Consider the following 19,960-nt stretch of genomic DNA (forward strand, 5'->3'; position numbering starts at 1 on the left):
CTGATTGCAACGAACGAGCGCCATGAGCCAGACCGCGACCCTTTTGGTCATCGATGACGAACCGCAGATCCGCAAATTCCTGCGCATCAGCCTGAGTTCCCAAGGTTACAAGGTGCTGGAAGCCGGCACCGGCGCTGAAGGGCTTGCCCTAGCGGCGTTGAACAAGCCCGATCTGCTGATACTCGACCTGGGCCTGCCGGACATCGACGGCCAGCAAGTGTTGCGCGAGTTTCGCCAATGGTCGACGGTGCCGGTGCTGGTGCTCTCGGTGCGGGCCAGCGAAGCGCAGAAGGTCGAGGCGTTGGACAATGGTGCCAACGATTACGTGACCAAGCCGTTCGGCATCCAGGAATTTCTCGCCCGCATCCGCGCCTTGTTGCGCCAGGCCCCGGCTGGCGAGCCGCAGGAAGCCGCGCTGAAGTTCGGCCCGCTGACGGTGGACCTGGCGTATCGACGCGTGCTGCTGGACGGCAGCGAAGTGTCCCTGACTCGCAAGGAGTACGCCGTGCTGGCGCAACTGGCGCGGCACCCGGGGCGGGTCATTACCCAGCAGCAACTGCTCAAGGACATCTGGGGCCCGACCCACACCGAAGACAGTCACTACCTGCGGATCGTGGTCGGCCACCTGCGTCAGAAACTGGCCGACGACCCGACCCGACCGCGGTTCATTGTGACCGAGGCGGGGGTGGGGTATCGGTTGTTGGGGGAGGGTGCTGTTTAGCCAAAAAGTTTCAAGCCAAAGCATTACTGTTGTGGCGAGGGGATTTATCCCCGCTGGGCTGCGAAGCTGCCCCAAAAAGTTTCAGACATGATTTTTTCCTGACACACCGAGTTTTCAGGTTTTAGGGCTGCTTCGCAGTCCAGCGGGGATAAATCCCCTCGCCACAGGAGGCTGTTCGATCACATTCAGTTCTGGTCACTCTCATACCGATCCAAAGTATCGCTGGCAATCTCCCGCCCCAGTGCGATCAACTCCGGTGCCTTGTAGAACTCAAAGAACCGGCACACCCGTTTAGGCACGTTGATCAGCACGTCCGGCGGGTAACCGGCGATCTTGTACTGGGCCAGCGAGGTCTGCATCACTTCGAAGCTCTGGTTGATCAAGTCCAGCAACGAGGCCGGGCCGACGTTGTCGATGATGAACGAACCGGTGGCGGATTTCGGTGCGCCTTCGTTCTCTGGCGCGGCGGCCGGTTGTTGGCCTTCGGGCTCGGCCGAGTCGATCCACGGGTTGATGTCAGCGGCTTCGGCCTTCAAGGCTTCCTGCTCCAGCAGCAACAGCTGCTCGGCCTGCTTGCGGCGAAACGGCAGGCGCGATCCCAGGGAGCTGACCAGGGTGTCGAAGCGCCGCCGGAACGCGGCGGGGCGCGGGATCACCGGTAACCGATATTGTTTCTGGTTGGTGGCGTTGAGGTTGACCGCGATGATCAGGTCGCAGTGGCTCGATACCACCGGCACGATCGGCAATGGGTTGAGCAGGCCGCCATCCACCAACATGCGGTTGCCTTGCATCACGGGCGTGAACAGGCTGGGAATCGCCGCCGAGGCGCGCATTGCCTGATGCAGGCAACCTTCCTGGAACCAGATTTCCTGCTGGTTGGTCAGGTCGGTCGCGACGGCGGTGTAGGGGATACGCAATTGTTCAATGTTGATTTCGCCGACGATCTTGCGGATCTGCCCGAAGACCTTTTCGCCACGGATCGCCCCCAGGCGAAAACTGACGTCTACCAGGCGCAGGACGTCCAGATAATCCAGGCTTTCAATCCAGTTGCGATACTCCTCAAGCTTGCCCGCCGCATAGATCCCACCCACGACCGCGCCCATGGAACAACCGGCGATGCAGGCAATCTCGTAGCCACGTCGTTCGATTTCTTCGATCACCCCGATATGGGCATAGCCCCGGGCGCCACCCGAACCCAATACCAATGCGACACGTTTTGTCATGACCCGGCCTCTTGTCGAACAGATTTCAACAATGCACCCATCGACGACTTGGCTCAATCGTTGTGGCGCACGCGTCGTTTTTTGACACGCCGTGACGGCATTTGCGTATGCTCGGCCACACTTGAATTTACGCGGTCAAGCAAGGCACTTTTCGCCGTTGCCACCGTCTTAATAGCACGACTGTTGACCTGACTTGAGGTGTTATTGATGAAAGCTCGGATCCGCCTGCCCTTGGTGGCTTCTTTGATGGTTTTGGCCCTGGCCGGTTGCGCAGGCAAAACCGCTTACCGCGACAGTTGTGGCAGCCAGCTCGACAGCGCCTGGCGTGAACTGGACCTGGCCAAGGCCGAAGGTTTTGCCGGCACCGTCAGCTACTCCAAGGCCCTGTCCCTGCTGACGGGCGCCAAGACCCAGCAGCAATTCGAAGCGTTCGAAGGCTGCGCCAAGAAAGCCGAGAAGGCGCGTTTCTACATTCGTGAGTCCCGCGCAGGACGATAACGGCAGCGACAAGCCATGAGCTGCAAGCTACAAGTGAAGGGCGCACACCGCTCCTCTCTTGAAGCTTGCAGCTCGATGCTTGGAGCTGCGTACGGAGTACGCCCCATGATCGATCGGCTGGTGGCCCGGATACTGGGCCTGGAAGTCCGCCTGTTGGCCTGTCAGGCCCGCTTGAATGCCCATACCGACAGCGAAGCGCTGCATGACTTGCGGACCACGGTACGCCGTTTGCGCAGCCTGCTTCGTCCATTGCGTGGTTTGCCCGGCGTCGAACAGCTGGAAACGGCTGCTTCGGCGGTCGGCAGCCTGACCACGCCATTGCGCGACCGGGAAGTGTTGGCCGCCTACCTGGAGCAGCATGGCCAGGCCGAGGCGGCGCGGCGACGCCAGGTGCAAATGGCCGAGGCTTACCCCGCCGTGGCCGCGAGTGTTGAACTGGCGCAGTTGCTGATGATCCTCGATGCCTTCCCGCGCTTCATTCGTGCCTCCCAGCGCGAGGGGTTGCTGAAGGGTTTGCGCAAACGCATCGAAAAGCGCTTGGAAAAACAGTGGAAGAAACTCGGCGAAGCCCTGCGCGATCCGGCCCATGACCGCCATCGATTGCGCCTGCTGATCAAGCGCGTGCGCTACGCCATCGAAGCCTACCCTGAACTCGACCGCCTGCCCGAAGCGGCCATGCCCCGGCTCAAATCCGCCCAGGCCGCGCTGGGTGACTGGCACGATTGCTGGCAGTGGCTGGCCAGGGCCAAGGAAGAAACCGATCTGCACGCTTGTGTGCCCACCTGGCACGCAGCGATGGAAAAGGCCGAGGCCAAGTCCGACAAGGTGCTCGACAAGCTGATTGCCAGTTGCTTCGAAAAATCCTGAACCCAGCACATCCCCGCTCCCAGCGGTAATGCTGTTCACTTAAGAAAATGATGCACCTGTGGCGAGGGAGCTTGCTCCCGCTCGGCTGCGAAGCAGTCGTAAACCGGCGGGTGCGGTGTGTCTGATGCTGCGCATTTGGCAGATTCAGGGGCCGCTTCGCAGCCCAGCGGGAGCAAGCTCCCTTGCCACGGGTTTGTTGATTGCCTTAAGTGAACACCATTACGCTCCCACAGGGGAAATTCAAGATCCTCGGCTTTTCTGTCAGTCTCTTTGGCCGGAATGAGCCCTGTGCCGCCAGCCCGGGCTGGTTAAGATCCCTTCATCCTTTTCCCTGTTTTCGAGGTCGTCATGCGCTTTTCCGATTTGATCGATGCCGTGCGCCGGCAGCCAGGTGCGGTGAGCATTGCGCCTGAATGGGGCCAGGGGCGGGCCAGTTTTGGCGGGTTGGTGGCGGCGCTGCAATATGAGGCGATGCGTGCCCAAGTGCCTGCGGATCGCCCGGTGCGCTCGCTGGCGATCACCTTTGTCGGCCCGGTCGAACCCGATGTGCCTGTCAGTTTCGAAGTCGACGTATTGCGTGAAGGCAAGGCAGTGAGCCAGGTGCTGGGGCGCTCGGTGCAGAACGGCCAGGTGGTGACCGTGGTGCAAGGCAGTTTCGGCGCATCGCGCTCATCCGTGGTGGCGGTGCAGGCCGATCCCGCGCCAGAATTCAAAAGCGTGGAGCAATGCCAGGAACTGCCTTATGTCAAAGGCGCTACGCCGGAATTCATGCGTCACCTGGCGATGCGCTGGAGCGTTGGCGGCTTGCCATTCAGCGGCAACAAGTCCCGGAGCATGGGCGGCTGGGTGCGCTTGCGCGGTGATGTGCAGGAGGAGCCGCTGAACGAAAGCCATATCCTGGCCTTGGTGGATGCCTGGCCGCCAGCCTTGTTGCCGCACCTTTCGCAAATGGCCCCAGGCAGCACGCTCACGTGGACCATCGAGTTCGTCCAGCCGCTGCTGGAGCTCACGACACTGGACTGGTGCAAGTACCTGGCCGAGATCGAACATGCCCAGGACGGCTACGGCCATGTCGCCGCGAAGTTCTGGAGCGCCGATGGCCGCTTGATCGCCCTGAGCCGGCAGACGGTCACGATCTTTGGCTAAGGCTGCTCCGATCAAGACTTGCTTCGGTCAAGGCTTGCGGTTGTGACGGTGGCGTTCCCGCCAGGCGCGCCACCAGCCACCGCTGAGAAAGAACCGTGGAAAAGTCAGGAACTGTTCCACCAGCAGGCGTGACACGGCATCCTTGCGATCGCTGAACGGTTCGGAGGCCTGGGCCTCCAGGCTGTGTCCGTGACGTTGCAAGCCGAGTGCCGCGAGCAGACCGATGATGCCGATGGCGATATCGCCCAGGCTCAAGCTGAACACCCCCGACACAATCAGCAGAAACGCGATGATGAACAGCGGCACGGCAATCAGGTGCAACACCAGGTTGGTGGGGTGTCGATGATTGTCTGGGTAGGCGCGCCATTGCCAGGCCGGAAGATTGGGGTGACGTTTGCCCATGATGCTGTTCCTCGATTCGTGTGCACTTATGCTTGAAGAATAGGTGCCGCCCAGGGCGCCGGCGAATCGAGGTTGGTTATCGGGGCGATAGCGTCTCAAAAGCTGTATTTGGGTTGACTGTTCTGGCCGCTTCGCGAGCAAGCTCGCACACACTGGATCGAGTCGGGCACAAATGCTGTGAACCCGGCAGGCTCGTGTGGGAGCGAGCTTGCTCGCGAAGGCGTTTTCAAAGCTTGAGCTGCCCGATCGCCTTGCTCAACTCGCCCGCCAACGTCGCCAGTTCATGGCTGGTGGTGGCTGAGTCGACGGTTTGGCGCACGGTGTTCTCGGTCACGTCGCGAATACTCACCACCGCCCGGTTCATTTCCTCGGCGACATGGCTTTGCTGTTCGGCCGCGACAGCGATCTGGGTGTTGCTCTCGCGCATTTGCGCCACCGCAGCGGTGATCTGTGCCAACGCATCGCCGGCCTCGCGGGCCTGTTGCACGCAATCGTCAGCCTTGAGCGAGCTCTCCTGCATGAAGTCCACCGCGTCTCGGGTCCCGGCCTGCAGGGCCGAAACCATGGTGGTGATTTCATCCGTGGAGGTCTGTACCCGCTTGGCCAGGTTGCGCACCTCGTCGGCCACCACGGCAAAGCCTCGGCCCATTTCTCCGGCCCGCGCCGCTTCGATGGCCGCGTTCAGGGCCAGCAGATTGGTTTGTTCGGCGATGCTGTGGATCACACTGACCACGCCATTGATCTTCTGGCTGTCTTCAGCCAGGCGCTGGATCATTTCGGCGGTCTGCTGCACACCCGAAGACAACCCGGTGATCGACTGTTGCACCCGGGCGACCACGTCGTGACCGTTGCCGGCCAGGGTGTCGGCGGTTTTCGACAGGTCGCGGGTGGCGCCGGCATGCTGGGCGATGTGATAAACCGTGGCGGACATTTCGTTGATCGCCGTGGCTGCCTGATCGGTTTCGCTTTGCTGGCCGAGCATGCCGTGGCGAACATCGTTCATGCTCGACGCCAGGCGCGCGGCACCACTGTCCAACTGCCGGGCGGTGCTGGCAACGGTGTCGACCACCCGTTGATAACCGGCCTGCATGGCGTTGAACGCCGCCGCCATCTGGCCCACTTCGTCCTCGCAGGCCAGGGGCACGCGGGCGGACAGGTCGCCGGTTTTTTCCACGTGCAGCATCACGTCTTTGAGTGTGTTGAGCTGGCTGAGCAAAAAACGGATCAACAACTGCGAAGCGCCGAGCATCGCCAGCATCAACACGAACACGGCCGCGGCGTATTGACTGAAGCGTTCACTGAACACTTGGCTCAGGCTCACACCTTGGGCCAACACGGCGAGTCGTTGGCTTTCACCTCGATGGATCACTTGGGCGCCCAGCAGCGGGTCGTCGCCAAACAGCAGCCCGGTATCGAGTTCGACCCAGCCCTTGGCCTGGGCCAGCGAAGGCAACGGTTGTTCGTTGAGAACGGGGACCTGGTCGCGCGGGAATGCCAGGAGATAGTCGACCTTGGGCAAGGGCGTTCCGGCAGGCCAGGCATCCAGCAGGTGCGCCTGGGCCTGGGCGTTCGCCTGGGCCGCGTGGTTACGCGCCTGCTGTTCGAGGTGCACCGCGTAGAGCACCAGCAGCAAGGTGGTGACAAAGGCGACCGCATTGACCGCCCAGAATTTGTATTTCAGCGAGATATTGCTAAGCCAGGCACCCATGGAAGGTCTTCTCTGATAGCGGAAACAGCATTGGCAAGGTGCCATTATTCTGCCGCTACTCAGGTGACGGGATTTTGATGTGGGTCAACAGGCAACGAAGTCCCTGGGTTTTGATGTGGGCCAACAGACAACGAAGTCCTCTGGTGGGAGCGAGCTTGCTCGCGATAGCGGTGTGTCAGTCAGCCAATGTGCAGGTTGGTGCGCCACTATCGCGAGCAAGGATTTGCAGGATTCACGAGATCGTGGGTAACCCAAAGAACGCCCGGGCGCAGGCGGTGCTGTGGGCTGCCAGGTCTTCCTGGGTTTCGCCCCGGTGCAAGGCTACTTCACGCAGGACCTCCGTCAGGTAGGCCGGTTCGTTGCGGCCATTCTTGGGTTTGGGCCGCAGCGTGCGGGGCAGCAGGTACGGCGCGTCGCTTTCGAGCATCAGTCGACCGCGGGGAATTTCGCGCACCAACGGGTGCAGGTGCGTGCCCCGGCGTTCGTCACAGATCCAGCCAGTGATGCCGATGTGCAGGTCCAGGTCGAGATAGCTGAACAACGCCTTCTTTTCACCGGTAAAGCAATGCACCACGGCTGCTGGCAACTGATCGCGAAAATCCCGGAGGATGTCCAGCAAGCGCTGATCGGCATCGCGTTCATGCAGGAACACCGGCAATTGCAATTGGACCGCCAAGGCGAGGTGTTCTTCCAGGACCTTTTCCTGTTGTGGTCGGGGGGAGAAGTCTCGGTTGAAATCCAGCCCGCATTCGCCCACCGCGCGCACGCGGCTGTGCATCAGCAGATCCTTGAGGTGCCGGGCGCTGTCGGCGGTCCAGTCGCTGGCGCTGTGGGGATGAATGCCGGCGGTGGAAAACAGCCGCTCGCCCGTTTCGTCGAGGCGTTGGCACAGCTCCAGAGCCTGTTCGCTGCCCTCGATACTGGTGCCGGTCAAGACCAGTTGGCAGACCCCGGATTCATAGGCGCGCTCGAGCACTGCCTGATGTTTGTCGGCGAAACTGGGGTTGGTCAGGTTGACGCCGATATCGATGAGTTGCATGGTGCTACCTCGGCCCAAAGGCTGGAAAGCATATCAGAGCTGTAGATTTATAAGAAAAGCCAAGAACTACAACGAGTTGAGGCTGTCTGTTAAGGCCGCGAGACACATCGGGTTGGTAGAAATGCCATCACTGTGCCAGTCTTCCGCACTTTTTCAGCGCCCCAGGCGCTCTGTTTCTGTCGACTCAGCCTCGTTTTTCAAGGGAGGCGGTCCGCAGTATTCCTTCCGGAGAGTGAATGACACGTCCCCAGGTATTGCTACTGTTGTGTTGTTCGCTGTTGTTGCCAATGCCGGCCGAGGCGCGGCTGCCCGGGCCGGTGCAGGCGGTGGCGCCGGGCACGGTGCGCGACCTGGCGCAAATCCGCAGCAGCCGTGTGTTGAAGGTTTTGGTCAATCAGAGCCGCAACAGCTCCGGTGAAGTCCAGGGCCAACCCATTGGCGTCGAATACCATCGGTTGCGAGCCTTCGAGCAATACCTCAACGGCCACGCGCGGGATGGCCAGGAAATCACCCTCAAGATCATCCCCATGGCCAAGGACCAACTGCTCGGCGCTTTACAGCGCGGGGAGGGCGATCTGGTAGCACCGGGTGAGTTGCTCGAACTGCAGGCCGGCCATGCGGTCAGCGCCAGCGATCCGATTCGTACCGACGTGCCGTTGCTGCTGGTGGGTATCAAGGGCGAGAAGCGCTACACCCGTGTGGAGCAACTTTCCGGCAAGACCCTGGCCCTGCCCAACGGCAGCGCTGCGGGAGACTCGGTGAGCCAGATCAACCAGAAACTGGCGCTGCTCAAACTGCCGCCGGTGAAGGTCGAATGGGTCGATCCCACCTTGGCTGTAGAGGATGTCCTGGAAATGGTCCAGGGTGGGATTTTCCATTTGACCATCGTCGAGCAGCCCATCGCCGAGCGCTGGAGCAAGATCCTGCCCAAGTTGCGCTTCGACCGGCAGGTGCTGATCGGCGAGCCGAGTGACGAGTATTGGTTCGTTCGCCGTGACGCCGCCATGCTGCGGGCGAGCATCGACCGCTTCCTGGCGACCTACAAGGTGCCCGCCAACGAGGACGCGGCATTCCTGCGTATCTACCGGCGTTTGTACCAGGTCCACTATCCGCTGGCCCGGGCTGATCGCCAGCGTCTGGAAAAACTGCGCCCGGTGCTGCAAAAACATGCCGATGCCCAAGGCATGGACTGGCTCAACCTGGCGGCCCTGGCCTTCAAGGAATCAGCCCTGCAACCTAACGCCCGCAGCGGCACAGGCCCCACCGGCCTGATGCAGATCACCCCCTCGGCGGCTCAGCGGGTCGGCGTCGATAACATCCAGAACCTGGACGCCAATGTGCAGGCTGGCGCCAAGTACCTGGCCCTCATCCGCCGCAAGTTCTTTGCCAGCCCCAAGCTCAACGAGCGCGAACGCATGGCCTTCGTCCTGGCCGCTTACAACATGGGCCCCGAGCGCGTCCAAGGTATGCGAGCCGAGGCCCGACGGCGTGGACTGAACCCCAACCAGTGGTTTTTCCAGGTCGAACGCATTGCCATGGAGCAGGTGGGAATGGGCGCCGTCAGCTACGTTAATAGTGTCAATAAGTACTACTTGGCGTTTGATCGTGAACGAGAGTCGCTGGAACCTGGAGATCAAAAGGTCGCCCAGCGAAAATAATCGATAAATTCGATTTGTATCTCGTATTTTTTGCGCTTTTTGTACAAGTTTATTTGATTAATATGGCGACCAACAACCACACACCTAGGGATGAACCCGCATGAGCTCGTTGATCAATAAAGTCTTGTCTACCCGCGCTGGCTACGGCCTGACTGTCCTGCGCATCGCCGTTGGTGTCATATTCGCTGCCCACGGCTCGCAGAAACTCTTCGGTCTGTTCGGTGGCTACGGCCTTGCAGGCACGGCGCAGTGGATGGAAAGCATCGGCCTGACCCCGGGCTACGTGATGGCGACACTGGCAGGCGGTACCGAGTTTTTTGCCGGGCTGGCGCTGATCATCGGCCTGCTGGCGCGTCCTGCTGCACTGGGCCTGGCCTTCCTGTCGCTGGTGGCGATTTTCGCCGTGCACATCGGTAACGGCTTGTTCATGGCCAACAACGGTTATGAGTTTGCCTTGGCGTTGCTGGCGGGCAGTATTGCCGTGCTGATCGAAGGCGCGGGCAAGCTGTCGGTCGATCGCGCCATTGCGGGTTGATTGCACGATTTGAATTCGAGGCCCGTCTTGTACGGGCCTTTTCATGGGAAGTGATTCTTGACACTGGCCGGTCAGCTTCTCTAGGATGCCGCTCATGCGCCGATTTAAACAGCTACTTGCGGGGCGCCAGGTGACTCAACCCAGTCGCCGATAGAAGCCGAAGACAAGGCTTCGAAATACCGCTAAAGCGCTGGTTCGGTGTTGCCTCTCACCTGCCATGCAGACTTTTGAGGCAGAGACACGACACGATGAACGCACCCAGCCCCCTAGTACGTCTTGCGCCGATCACGGCGAACCTTGTGCAACGCAACCCGAAAATTCTCCTGGGCGGCACTCACCAGCCAACGCTCTTGCGCTATCTCGACGGCTGGCCGCGTCGTAACCATGGGCCCGCAGCTTTCCTGATCCAGTTTGTCGAAGACGGCGAGTCACTGGCGCGGTTCGCCAATGACAGTTTCGACCTGGCCGTCATCCAGTCCCCCAGTGCGGCGGACGCTCCTCAAATGATCCGGCAGTTGACCCGTGTCGCCCGGCAGGGATTGATCACGCGCCGCTGAGGCGAGGATTACGGATACGAGATGTCCACGATGTAGACCCGTTTTTCGCCGGTAGGCGTCTGGACGCTGACCTCGGCATCCAGGGCCTTGCCGATCAGGGCTCGTGCCAACGGTGAGTCGATACTGATCAGGTTCTGTTTCAGGTCCAGTTCGTCCGGGCCGACGATGCGATAGCGTGATTCCTTGCCGTCCTCATCTTCGACCGTCACCCAGGCGCCGAAATACACCTTGTTCGGATCGCTGGGTTTTTCACTGACCACTTTGAGCGCTTCAAGGCGCTTGGTGAGGAAGCGCACGCGACTGTCGATTTCCCGTAGCATTTTCTTGCCATAGGTGTATTCGGCGTTTTCCGAACGATCACCCTGGGCCGCCGCCTCGCTGACCGCCTGGGTCACCTGTGGACGGCGCACATGCCACAGCTCATGGAATTCAGCGCGCATCCGCGCTTCACCCTCGGGGGTGATCAGCGCGGTGCCGGCAGTGCGGGGTGGGCGATAACGGCTCATGGCAACTTCTTGTAATAGCGAAACCGGGAGTCTATCAACCCTCGCGCAATACTGTCAGCGGGCTGGCATTGAGCGCTCGACGGGTGCCGAATACACCGGCCGCACCGATCAACAAGGCCCCCAGCAGCGGCAATACCAACAGCCAAGGATGCGGATGCCAGGGCAGGTCGAAGGCGTACCGGTAAAGCACCAGGCTCACCAGCTCCGACCCCAGGGCCGCGAGCAGGCCACTGACCGCGCCCAGCAGGCCGAACTCGATGCGCCGGGCCTTGACCAGCAGGGGCCGTTCGGCGCCCAGTGCGCGCAATAGCGCGCCTTGGCGTATGCGCTCGTCGAGGGTCGCCTGCAGGCCGGAAAACAGCACCGCCATCCCCGCTGCCAGCACGAACAGCAACACATACTCCACCGCCAGGGTCACTTGGGCCAGGATGCTGCGCAGTTGCTCGAGCAGGGCCTCGACTTGCAGGATCGTCACCGCCGGAAAGGCCCGGGACAGGTCGACGATCTGTTGGTCGTGGCCCGATGCCAGGTAGAAACTGGTGAGATAAGTCGCTGGCAGATCCTTCAATGTGCCGGGCTGGAAGATCATGAAGAAGTTGGGCTGGAAATTGTCCCAGTTGATCTCCCTCAGGCTGGTGACCTTCGCTTCACGATTGACGCCGCCCACGCTGAATACCAGGCGGTCGCCCAGCTTGATCTTGAGGTTCTCGGCCACTTTGCCTTCCACCGAAACCCCCGGGATATCGTCCGGTGGCTGCTGCGGCCACCAGGTCCCTGCGGTGACAACGTTGCCCGCCGGCAGCTCGGCAGCCCAGGTCAGGCTCAGGTCACGTTGCAGCGCCCGGTCACCCGCCGAGTCCTTGGTGACGAACTCCGTGGCCGGCTCGCCATTGATGCTGATGAGGCGACCAGGGACCACGGGGTAGAGTGGGGCAGATTGTGCGGACAATTCCAGCAGTTTGTCGGTGAAGGCCTGTTTGTCGTTGGGCAGGATATTCAGGGCGAAATAGTTCGGCGCGTTTTTCGGCAACTGGTTTTGCCAGGTGTCCAGCAATTCACCGCGCAACAACGCGATCAACGCCATGGACAACAGGATCAGGCCGAACGCCAAGGCCTGACCGGCGGCGGCCAAGGGATGGCGCAGCAATTGGCCGAGGCCCAGCCGCCAGGGCAGGGAAGCGCGGGCCAGCAGGCGACGCAGGCTCTGGAGCAGCAGCAACAACAAGCCGCCGAGCACCAGGGCGGCAACGACGCCACCGCCCAGCAGTGCGAAGGTGAGGACCAGGTCCAGGCTCAGGCGCCACATGATCAGGCCCAGGGCACCCAGCGCGGCACCGTAGATCACCCAGGAGCTGGAGGGGATCGGCAGCATATCCCGGCGCAGCACCCGCAACGGTGGTACCCGGCCCAGTGCAGCCAATGGCGGCAGGGCGAACCCCGCCAGGGCTACCAGCCCAGTGCCGATCCCGGCGACTGCTGGCAGCAGGCCGCCCGGCGGAACGGTGGTGGGCAGCAGGTCGTGCAGCAGGGCGAACAGGCCCAGTTGGGCGATCCAGCCGAGCAGGGCGCCACTGATACTGGCGAGCAGGCCCAGCACCGTCAATTGCAGGCTGAACAGCACCATGGTTTCCCGGCGTGACAGGCCCAGGCAACGCAGCAGTGCACTGGCATCGAAACGTCGGGTGGCAAAGCGGTTGGCCGAGAGCGCGACGGCGACTCCGGACAGCAATACGGCCACCAGGCTGGCCATGTTCAGGTAGCGCTCGGCCTTGCCCAGGGCACCACCGATCTGCCGGTTGCCGTCGCGGGCATCCTGCAGGCGCTGGTTGGCTTCAAGGCCAGGCTTGACCAGGTCGCGGTAGGTTTGCAGCGCCGATGCCGGGCCGCGCCACAGGTCGCGATAGCTGACACGGCTGCCCGGCTGGACCACGCCGGTGGCCTCCAGGTCCTTGAGGTTGATCAGCACTCGCGGGGTGAGGCTGTAGAAATTGCCGGCGCGATCCGGTTCATAGGTCAGCACTCGGGCCAACCGCAGGGTTTGGTTGCCAACGTCGATGCTGTCGCCGAGCTTCAGGTCCAGTGCCGTCAGCAACCGTGCTTCGACCCAGGCCTCGCCAGGGTTCGGGCGTCCACCGGTTTCTTCCGGCGCGAACGGGGCGGGGCTGCTTTTCAGTTCGCCGCGCAATGGGTAGCTGTCATCGGCCGCCTTGACGCTGGACAGCTGGATGCCATTGTCGGTGGCCACGACACTGGAGAACTCCACGACCCGGGCGTGTTCCAGCCCCAGGTCGGTGCCGTTGCGGATCTGCTCCGGGCGGGCGGGGGAACTGCCTTCGAGCAGCAGGTCGGCACCGAGGAACTCGGTGGCGCGCATCATCATCGCGCCGTTGAGGCGGGCACCGAAGTAACCGATGGCGGTACTGGCCGCCACCGCCACCAGCAGGGCGAAGAACAACACCCGCAACTCACCGGCGCGGGCATCGCGAAGCAATTGACGGACAGCGAGACTGAACAGGCGCAACAGCGGCAAGCGTGCCATCAAGGCTCCAGAGGGGCGACCATCTCGCCGGCTTCAAGTCGGATCAGGCGCCGGCAGCGATGGGCCAGGCGTTCATCATGGGTCACCAGCACCAGGGTCGTGCCGCGTTCCTTGTTCAATTCGAACAGCAGGTCGCTGATGCGCTCGCCGGTGTGGCTGTCGAGGTTGCCGGTGGGTTCGTCGGCAAACAGCACGTCGGGTTCGGCGGCAAAGGCGCGGGCAATCGCCACGCGTTGCTGTTCGCCGCCGGAGAGCTGGCGCGGCGAGTGAGTCAGGCGCTGGCCCAGGCCGACGCGCTGCAACAGTTGCGTGGCGCGTTCGCGGGCATCCTTGCGCCCGTCCAGTTCCAGCGGCAGCATGACGTTTTCCAGTGCATTGAGGCTGTCGAGCAACTGGAACGACTGGAAGACGAAACCGACGTGCTCGGCGCGGATCCGCGCACGCTGGTCTTCATCCAGTGTGCTGAGGGCCCGGCCGGCGAGCGTCACCTCGCCGCTGCTGGGCAGGTCGAGGCCGGCCAGCAGGCCCAGGAGGGTGGATTTGCCGGAACCGGACGCGCCGACGATGGCCAGGCTATCGCCTTTGTTCAGTTCCAGGCTGAGTTCGTGCAGGATGGTCAGTTCACCTTCCGCGCTGGAGACCACTTTGCTAAGGTCCGTCGCGGTGAGAATGCTTGAGCCCATGGAGAATCCGATGCGTGTGTGGTTTTTGAGTGCCGGCCTGGCCTTGATGTGCATGGCCCAGAACGCAGCGGCGGGTACAGTCCTGATCGTTGGCGATAGTATCAGCGCGGCTTTCGGCCTGGATACCCGGCAAGGGTGGGTGTCGTTGCTCGAACAACGGCTCAAGGCCGAGGGTTTTGACGATAAAGTGGTCAATGCCTCCATCAGTGGCGACACCAGCGCCGGAGGCCAGGCGCGGCTGCCGGCGCTGCTTGCAGCCCATAAGCCGGACCTGGTGATCCTGGAGCTGGGCGGCAACGATGGCTTGCGCGGTCAACCGCCAACACAATTGCAACAAAACCTTGCAGCGATGATCGACAGCGCTCGCGCCAGCGGTGCCCAGGTGCTTTTGCTGGGTATGCAACTGCCACCCAATTACGGACGGCGCTACACCGAAGCCTTTGCCCGGGTCTACAGCACCCTGGCCGAGGAGAAAAAAGTCCCCCTGGTGCCGTTTTTTCTCAAGGACGTCGGTGGCATCCCGACCATGATGCAAGGCGACGGATTGCACCCGTCCGTCGCGGCCCAGGGCAAGTTGCTGGAAAATGTATGGCCGACACTGAAACCGCTGCTTTGACGCTTTTCTACCGGCGGGCTTTCGGCTAATGTGGCGCCCCCGATTTGGAGCCCCCGATGCCGCGTCCCGCCTGGTCCCTGTTTGCCTACCAACTGATCGAGCCTGACGAGCAGCTGGATCTGTTCGCCTGCCAGGAAGTGCGGGTGCACCTGGTGACCCGGCAGTTGGAACTCGGTGGCTCGGCCGATCGGACTCTCTGCGGCAGCCTGCTGCCGGCCCAACCGCGCTGGTCGAGCGTCGATCGCAAGATTTTCCAGGATCATCGCCTGTGCTCGTTGTGCCGGGCGATCCTGGAATCCCAGAAGCGCGGCACATCGCCGATCTGGCCGGAGCTGCGGTTCGAGTTGTAATCTCTTCGCGCGTGCCATGACCCGCGGCTCCCACAGGGCGCGGGGTGGATGCCGAACAAAATGCTGTGCATCGGACGCTTGATTGCCGCTCTCCCCGAAATAACAGGTGGCAGTGTACAATCGCCGTTTTCATCACCCCTTGTTCGATCTGCGAAGGATTTCCCGGATGTTGCCGCGCTTGCCTGCCGTCGCCCGCTGCCTGTCTCTTGCCGCCCTGTGTATGGCGGGCCACGTTGCCGCCCTGGAGCTGCCTCTGCCACCACCGGGTGAAGACATCGTTGGCCAGGTGCAGGTTATCAAGGCCAAATACGAAGACACCTTCGCCGACCTGGGCACCACCTATGACCTGGGCTACAGCGAGATGGTCGCCGCCAACCCGGGGGTCGATCCCTGGTTGCCGGGCGCAGGCACCGAGATCGTGCTGCCGACCCGTTTCATCCTGCCGCCGGGCCCGCGCGAAGGCATCGTGATCAACCTTGCCGAGTACCGTCTCTACTATTTCCCCAAGGGGCGGAACGTGGTCTACACCTTTCCGCTGGGGATCGGGCGTGAGGGCTGGGGATCGCCGATCGCCCACACCAGCATCATTGCCAAGACGCCGAACCCGACCTGGACCCCGCCGGCATCGATCAAGGCCGAACACGCCGCCGACGGCGACCCGCTGCCGAACGTCGTGCCCGCCGGCCCTGATAACCCGCTGGGGCCCTTCAAGTTCACCCTGGGCACCCCGGGCTACCTGATCCATGGTTCGAACAAGAAGTTCGGCATCGGCATGCGCACCAGCCACGGCTGCTTCCGGATGTTCAACAATAACGTGCTGGAAATGGCCGGCATGGTGCCGGTGGGCACATCGGTGCGGATCATCAACGACCCCTACAAGCTGGGGTTGAGCGGTGGCAAGGTGTACTTGGAGGCTCACACACCGCTGGACGACAAGGGCAACCCGTCGGTGGTGGACAAGCACACCTCAGTGATCAACGCGATGCTCAAGCGTGAAGACATCACCAGCAACTTGCGCATGAACTGGGACGTGGTGCGGGACGTGGTGGCGGCCGAAGATGGCATGCCGGTGGAAATCGCTGTTCCGAATACCTCGGCACCGATGGTCACGAGCGCGCCGATCGACTTGCAGCAATAAAGGACTCGACAACAACCCGCCGACGTTTCGCGATGTCGGCGGGTTTTTTATTGCTTGGGAAAACACCGGGCAGCCGCTCTCGAATCCAAAAAAAAAGCCGACCCAAAAATGGGTCGGCTCGATAACAATCCCGGGGGACTATTACTTGCGGCTAGCTTTTTCCAGCATGCGCAGAGCACGCTCGTTAGCTTCGTCAGCAGTCTGTTGTGCTTTTTGAGCAGCAGCCAGAGCTTCATCAGCTTTACGGTAAGCTTCGTCTGCACGAGCCTGGGAGCGAGCTGCTGCGTCTTCGGTAGCAGTCAGACGTGCTTCGGTTTCTTTCGATGCGCTGCTGCAACCGGTAGCCAGAACTGCGGCCAGGGCCAGAGCAGAGAATTTCAGAACGTTGTTCATCGTGTTCCCCTTCAAGGACATTCTATTAGTGACTGTCTCCCCAGACTGAGGAGTTAGCCGGCGTACATACTACCCATTACTTGTAGTAAGTAAACTGACGTAGCGCAAGAAGCAAAAAAATTGTAGGCGGTGATTCTTTTTCGAGCAACTTTTCTAAGGGGTGTTTAAAAAATATACAGCCCAAAGCCCTTGGCTGGAGCACGTCGACGAAAAAAAGTTCCGTGGCGGCGGAGAACTCTAGCAGCCCTCGCTAACGTCGTTGTTTATTGATTCACCTACACTTTTGTACATTTTTTGTGCAATGCCCCAGGCATCTTTATTGGTATTGGCGGTGACTTTAACTACGCGCGCTCGTCTCAAGACTCAACAACTGGCGATGTTCAGCTATTGCACCGTGACCGACTACAGCGCGACGATGGCGCTCAATCGATAAACCCGACGAGGTTTACCCCTTCGATGACAGGCGTGCCTTGAGCATTTGCGTCATTGGTGCCTACTATTCACGACGTGCTCGGGTTTGAGCGGATCGATTTTGGCGCTCGGTGACCAGGAAGGCACGGGGTGGCGTAGATGTTCCTTCGCCGGAAAAACATCGGTAAGGTAGGGGTCGGCATTCAGACCCGCGAGGAGTAGTGATGAGCGAGGCGGTTACCATCCACCATGACCAGGCTGGTCATCAGTTCGAGACCAACGTGGACGGTCATCGTGCTTATCTGACCTATATGGACCTGGGCAAGCAGACCCTGGATATCTATCGCACCTTCGTGCCCAACGCCTTGCGCGGCCGGGGCATCGCGGCGGCGTTGACCGAAAGTGCGCTGCAGTACGCCGAAGAAATGGGCTACACGGTGATCCCATCTTGCTCCTACGTGGAGCGCTACATGGAGCGTCACCAGCGGCACGCGGCGAAACTCTGAGAAAAAGGATTCCCTATAAAAAACGCCGGGCTGAAGAGCACGGCGTTTTTTTATGCCTTGAGGAAAGTAAAGGATCGCAGGCTTCGCCAGCTCCTACATCCCCGCTCCAAATATGTACAGGAGCTGTGTAGGAGCTGTCGAGTGAAACGAAGCTGCGATGTTTTTTAACCGCGCTGACGCTTCGGCAGAACATCCTTGAGCTTGGCATGCATGCTGCGCAGGGTGTTCTCGGTGGCGCTCCAGTCGATGCAGGCATCGGTGATGGAGACGCCGTACTGCAAGTCGGCGAGGTCTTTCGGGATGGCTTGGCAGCCCCAATTCAAGTGGCTTTCGACCATCAGGCCGATAATCGACTGGTTGCCTTCCAGGATCTGGTTGGCCACGTTCTCCATCACCAGCGGCTGCAGTGCCGGGTCCTTGTTGGAGTTGGCGTGGCTGCAGTCGACCATGATGTTCGGCTTGATCTTGGCTTTGTTCAGCGCCTGTTCACACAGCGCGACGCTGACCGAATCGTAGTTCGGCTTGCCGTTGCCGCCGCGCAGTACCACGTGACCATAGGCGTTGCCCTTGGTGGTGACGATCGACACGCCGCCTTCCTGGTTGATGCCCAGGAAACGGTGTGGGCTGGAGACCGACTGCAAGGCGTTGATCGCCACGGTGAGGCCACCGTCGGTGCCGTTCTTGAAGCCCACCGCCGACGACAGGCCGGAGGCCATTTCGCGGTGGGTCTGGGATTCTGTGGTGCGCGCGCCGATGGCCGACCAGCTGATCAGGTCCTGCAAGTATTGCGGCGAGATCGGGTCCAGGGCTTCGGTGGCCGTGGGCAGGCCCATTTCCGCCAGGTCCAGCAGCAATTGACGACCGATGTGCAGGCCGTCCTGGATCTTGAAGGAGTCATCCAGGTACGGGTCGTTGATCAGGCCTTTCCAGCCGACAGTGGTCCGGGGCTTCTCGAAATACACCCGCATGACCAGGTACAAGGTGTCGGAGACTTCCGCAGCCAGCACCTTCAGGCGCTCGGCGTATTCGTGGGCGGCCTTGATGTCATGGATCGAGCAGGGCCCGATGACCACGAACAGGCGATGATCGGTGCCGTCCAGGATGTTGCGGATGACTTCCCGGCCCTTGGTCACGGTGCGCAGGGCAGCGTCGCTCAGGGGAATATCACGCTTGAGCTGGTCAGGCGTGATGAGGGTCTCGTTGGAGGCGACGTTAAGGTCGTTGATCGGTAAATCAGCCATCGTGTTACTCGTCAGGTCACGGGTGCCGGCCGCCAGCGATCCCCGCGCGGCGGTGCACAGCGGATTTTAAGCGCGTCGGGGAGCCGAACCTTATCGCGTTACGAGGGGGCTCGACAATGGGCTGGGACGGGTTTAATGCCCTATAGGCGGGGAAAAGGCCTTGGCGATGGCTCAGCAGCAGATTCGTGAGCAGATGTAATGATGATTGCATGCCATGCCGCTCGCGCTGATAGTGTGCAGGGGCTTTTACCAGGAGAGTTGCAAAGATGCAGGCAGGCGTGAAACCGCGGATCGGGATGATCGGCACCGGGGCGATCGGTGGGTTCTACGGCGTGATGCTGGCGCGTGCCGGTTTTGACGTGCACTTTTTACTGCGCAGCGAATTTGCCGCCGTGGCCGAAGCCGGTTTGCGGATCGACAGCGCGGTCCACGGTACGCTGGCCCTCAACCCCGTCCAGGCGTATCGCTCGGCAGCCGACATGCCGCCCTGCGACTGGCTGCTGGTTGGCGCCAAGACCACCAGCAATACCGAGCTGGCCCCGGTCATTACCCACGCTGCCGCTGAGGGGGCAAAAGTCCTTTTGCTGCAGAACGGCCTGGATGTCGAAGACGATCTTCGCCCTTTGTTGCCCGATTCGTTGCACCTGTTGGGCGGCCTGTGCCTGATCTGCGTGCATCGCGTCGGCCCTGGTGTCGTCACCCACCAGGCCCTGGGCGCGGTCAACGTCGGTTATCACAGTGGGCCTTGCGCCGATCAGGCACAACGCATGGTGATCGTCGAAGAGGCGGCGACGCTGTTCCGCAGCGCCGGTATCGACGCCCAGGCCATGCCGGGCCTGCAACAGGCCCGCTGGCAGAAGCTGGTGTGGAATGTGCCGTACAACGGGCTTTCGGTCCTGTTGGGCGCCAGTACCACGCCGTTGATGGCCAACGACCATAGCCGCGAATTGATCCAGGCACTGATGGGGGAGGTGGTCCGCGGTGCGCAAGCCTGCGGGCATCATATCGCGCCGGGTTATGCCGAGTATCTGTTCACGATGACCGAGAAGATGCCCGACTACTGGCCGAGCATGTACCACGATTATTCCCACAAGCGTGTGCTGGAACTGGACGCGATCTACGGCCGGCCATTGGCGGCAGCGAAAGCGGCAGGGTGTGAGCTGCCGAAAATCGAAGCCTTGTACCAGGCGTTGGCGTTCGTGGACCGATATAACCGCTGAGCG

At 61.4% G+C, this 19,960-nt stretch carries 21 protein-coding genes; 12 read left to right on the top strand and 9 right to left on the bottom strand.

The window, feature by feature from the left end; translation table 11 throughout:
• Positions 1–22 precede the first annotated feature (22 nt).
• Positions 23–721 carry a response regulator gene (locus BLU76_RS12605; protein ID WP_092222932.1) on the top strand — a complete coding sequence of 233 codons (699 nt, stop codon included), beginning with the start codon at positions 23–25 and terminating at the stop codon, positions 719–721.
• 185 nt (positions 722–906) lie between these two features.
• Here BLU76_RS12605 and BLU76_RS12610 read toward each other — a convergent pair whose 3' ends face one another.
• Entirely contained in the window at positions 907–1,944 is a 1,038-nt protein-coding gene (locus BLU76_RS12610) for a patatin-like phospholipase family protein (protein ID WP_072340538.1), read from the bottom strand.
• A gap of 207 nt (positions 1,945–2,151) precedes the next feature.
• Here BLU76_RS12610 and BLU76_RS12615 point away from each other — a divergent pair, with 207 nt between their 5' ends.
• From BLU76_RS12615 to BLU76_RS12625, 3 genes are all read left to right on the top strand, one after another.
• Positions 2,152–2,442 (top strand): hypothetical protein, encoded by a 291-nt coding sequence (locus tag BLU76_RS12615; RefSeq protein ID WP_057448452.1) that lies wholly within the window; start codon positions 2,152–2,154, stop codon positions 2,440–2,442.
• A 105-nt stretch (positions 2,443–2,547) separates the two neighbouring features.
• A complete protein-coding gene (locus BLU76_RS12620) occupies positions 2,548–3,309 on the top strand; it encodes a CHAD domain-containing protein (RefSeq protein WP_092222933.1) in 762 nt (253 codons plus the stop codon).
• Between the two features lie 348 nt (positions 3,310–3,657).
• Positions 3,658–4,455: an acyl-CoA thioesterase gene (locus BLU76_RS12625; RefSeq protein WP_092222935.1), complete on the top strand. Its 798-nt coding sequence runs from the start codon at positions 3,658–3,660 to the stop codon at positions 4,453–4,455.
• Between the two features lie 27 nt (positions 4,456–4,482).
• Here BLU76_RS12625 and BLU76_RS12630 read toward each other — a convergent pair whose 3' ends face one another.
• From BLU76_RS12630 to BLU76_RS12640, 3 genes are all read right to left on the bottom strand, one after another.
• Positions 4,483–4,857: a terminase gene (locus tag BLU76_RS12630; protein WP_003199324.1), complete on the bottom strand. Its 375-nt coding sequence runs from the start codon at positions 4,855–4,857 to the stop codon at positions 4,483–4,485.
• Between the two features lie 226 nt (positions 4,858–5,083).
• Positions 5,084–6,565: a methyl-accepting chemotaxis protein gene (locus BLU76_RS12635; protein ID WP_092144846.1), complete on the bottom strand. Its 1,482-nt coding sequence runs from the start codon at positions 6,563–6,565 to the stop codon at positions 5,084–5,086.
• A 232-nt stretch (positions 6,566–6,797) separates the two neighbouring features.
• Positions 6,798–7,604 (bottom strand): TatD family hydrolase, encoded by an 807-nt coding sequence (locus BLU76_RS12640; protein ID WP_092222937.1) that lies wholly within the window; start codon positions 7,602–7,604, stop codon positions 6,798–6,800.
• A 236-nt stretch (positions 7,605–7,840) separates the two neighbouring features.
• On the opposite strand from BLU76_RS12640, the gene BLU76_RS12645 reads away from it, so the two are divergent.
• From BLU76_RS12645 to BLU76_RS12655, 3 genes are all read left to right on the top strand, one after another.
• On the top strand, positions 7,841–9,262 hold the full coding sequence (locus BLU76_RS12645; RefSeq protein ID WP_063322327.1) for an MltF family protein: 1,422 nt from the start codon (positions 7,841–7,843) through the stop codon (positions 9,260–9,262).
• 100 nt (positions 9,263–9,362) lie between these two features.
• Positions 9,363–9,797, top strand: a complete 435-nt coding sequence (locus BLU76_RS12650) for a DoxX family protein (protein ID WP_092222939.1) — start codon at positions 9,363–9,365, stop codon at positions 9,795–9,797.
• A 248-nt stretch (positions 9,798–10,045) separates the two neighbouring features.
• The gene (locus BLU76_RS12655; RefSeq protein ID WP_063322325.1) at positions 10,046–10,354 is read left to right on the top strand and encodes a hypothetical protein; all 309 of its coding nucleotides are present in this window, start codon (positions 10,046–10,048) and stop codon (positions 10,352–10,354) included.
• Between the two features lie 8 nt (positions 10,355–10,362).
• Here the strand turns inward: BLU76_RS12655 and greB are convergent, their stop codons facing one another.
• The 3 genes from greB to BLU76_RS12670 are packed head-to-tail and all read right to left on the bottom strand — an operon-like array spanning position 10,363 to position 14,082.
• Positions 10,363–10,860 carry a transcription elongation factor GreB gene (greB, locus tag BLU76_RS12660; RefSeq protein ID WP_092144836.1) on the bottom strand — a complete coding sequence of 166 codons (498 nt, stop codon included), beginning with the start codon at positions 10,858–10,860 and terminating at the stop codon, positions 10,363–10,365.
• A gap of 34 nt (positions 10,861–10,894) precedes the next feature.
• On the bottom strand, positions 10,895–13,399 hold the full coding sequence (locus BLU76_RS12665) for an ABC transporter permease (RefSeq protein ID WP_092222941.1): 2,505 nt from the start codon (positions 13,397–13,399) through the stop codon (positions 10,895–10,897).
• On the bottom strand, positions 13,399–14,082 hold the full coding sequence (locus tag BLU76_RS12670) for an ABC transporter ATP-binding protein (protein ID WP_063322323.1): 684 nt from the start codon (positions 14,080–14,082) through the stop codon (positions 13,399–13,401). Before BLU76_RS12670 ends, BLU76_RS12665 begins: the two co-directional genes overlap by 1 nt.
• A gap of 10 nt (positions 14,083–14,092) precedes the next feature.
• Between BLU76_RS12670 and BLU76_RS12675 the strand changes: the two genes are divergently transcribed.
• The 3 genes from BLU76_RS12675 (at position 14,093) to BLU76_RS12685 (ending at position 16,186) form a co-directional block, all read left to right on the top strand.
• The gene (locus BLU76_RS12675; RefSeq protein WP_063322322.1) at positions 14,093–14,698 is read left to right on the top strand and encodes an arylesterase; all 606 of its coding nucleotides are present in this window, start codon (positions 14,093–14,095) and stop codon (positions 14,696–14,698) included.
• A 56-nt stretch (positions 14,699–14,754) separates the two neighbouring features.
• Positions 14,755–15,048, top strand: coding sequence for a hypothetical protein (locus BLU76_RS12680; protein ID WP_003199347.1), 294 nt, complete (start codon positions 14,755–14,757; stop codon positions 15,046–15,048).
• A gap of 166 nt (positions 15,049–15,214) precedes the next feature.
• Positions 15,215–16,186, top strand: coding sequence for a L,D-transpeptidase family protein (locus tag BLU76_RS12685; RefSeq protein WP_063322321.1), 972 nt, complete (start codon positions 15,215–15,217; stop codon positions 16,184–16,186).
• A gap of 141 nt (positions 16,187–16,327) precedes the next feature.
• Here the strand turns inward: BLU76_RS12685 and oprI are convergent, their stop codons facing one another.
• Positions 16,328–16,579 carry an outer membrane lipoprotei OprI gene (gene oprI, locus BLU76_RS12690; RefSeq protein WP_003183784.1) on the bottom strand — a complete coding sequence of 84 codons (252 nt, stop codon included), beginning with the start codon at positions 16,577–16,579 and terminating at the stop codon, positions 16,328–16,330.
• A gap of 635 nt (positions 16,580–17,214) precedes the next feature.
• Here oprI and BLU76_RS12695 point away from each other — a divergent pair.
• Positions 17,215–17,496: a GNAT family N-acetyltransferase gene (locus tag BLU76_RS12695; RefSeq protein WP_003199362.1), complete on the top strand. Its 282-nt coding sequence runs from the start codon at positions 17,215–17,217 to the stop codon at positions 17,494–17,496.
• Positions 17,497–17,660: 164 nt separating this feature from the next.
• Here BLU76_RS12695 and BLU76_RS12700 read toward each other — a convergent pair whose 3' ends face one another.
• Positions 17,661–18,737 (bottom strand): 3-deoxy-7-phosphoheptulonate synthase, encoded by a 1,077-nt coding sequence (locus tag BLU76_RS12700; RefSeq protein WP_003199364.1) that lies wholly within the window; start codon positions 18,735–18,737, stop codon positions 17,661–17,663.
• A gap of 266 nt (positions 18,738–19,003) precedes the next feature.
• Between BLU76_RS12700 and BLU76_RS12705 the strand changes: the two genes are divergently transcribed.
• Complete coding sequence (locus BLU76_RS12705; RefSeq protein ID WP_092222942.1) at positions 19,004–19,957, top strand: putative 2-dehydropantoate 2-reductase; 954 nt, start codon at positions 19,004–19,006, stop codon at positions 19,955–19,957.
• Positions 19,958–19,960 lie beyond the last annotated feature (3 nt).

Source organism: Pseudomonas sp. NFACC08-1, from assembly GCF_900106735.1.
GTDB lineage: Bacteria > Pseudomonadota > Gammaproteobacteria > Pseudomonadales > Pseudomonadaceae > Aquipseudomonas > Aquipseudomonas fluorescens_Q.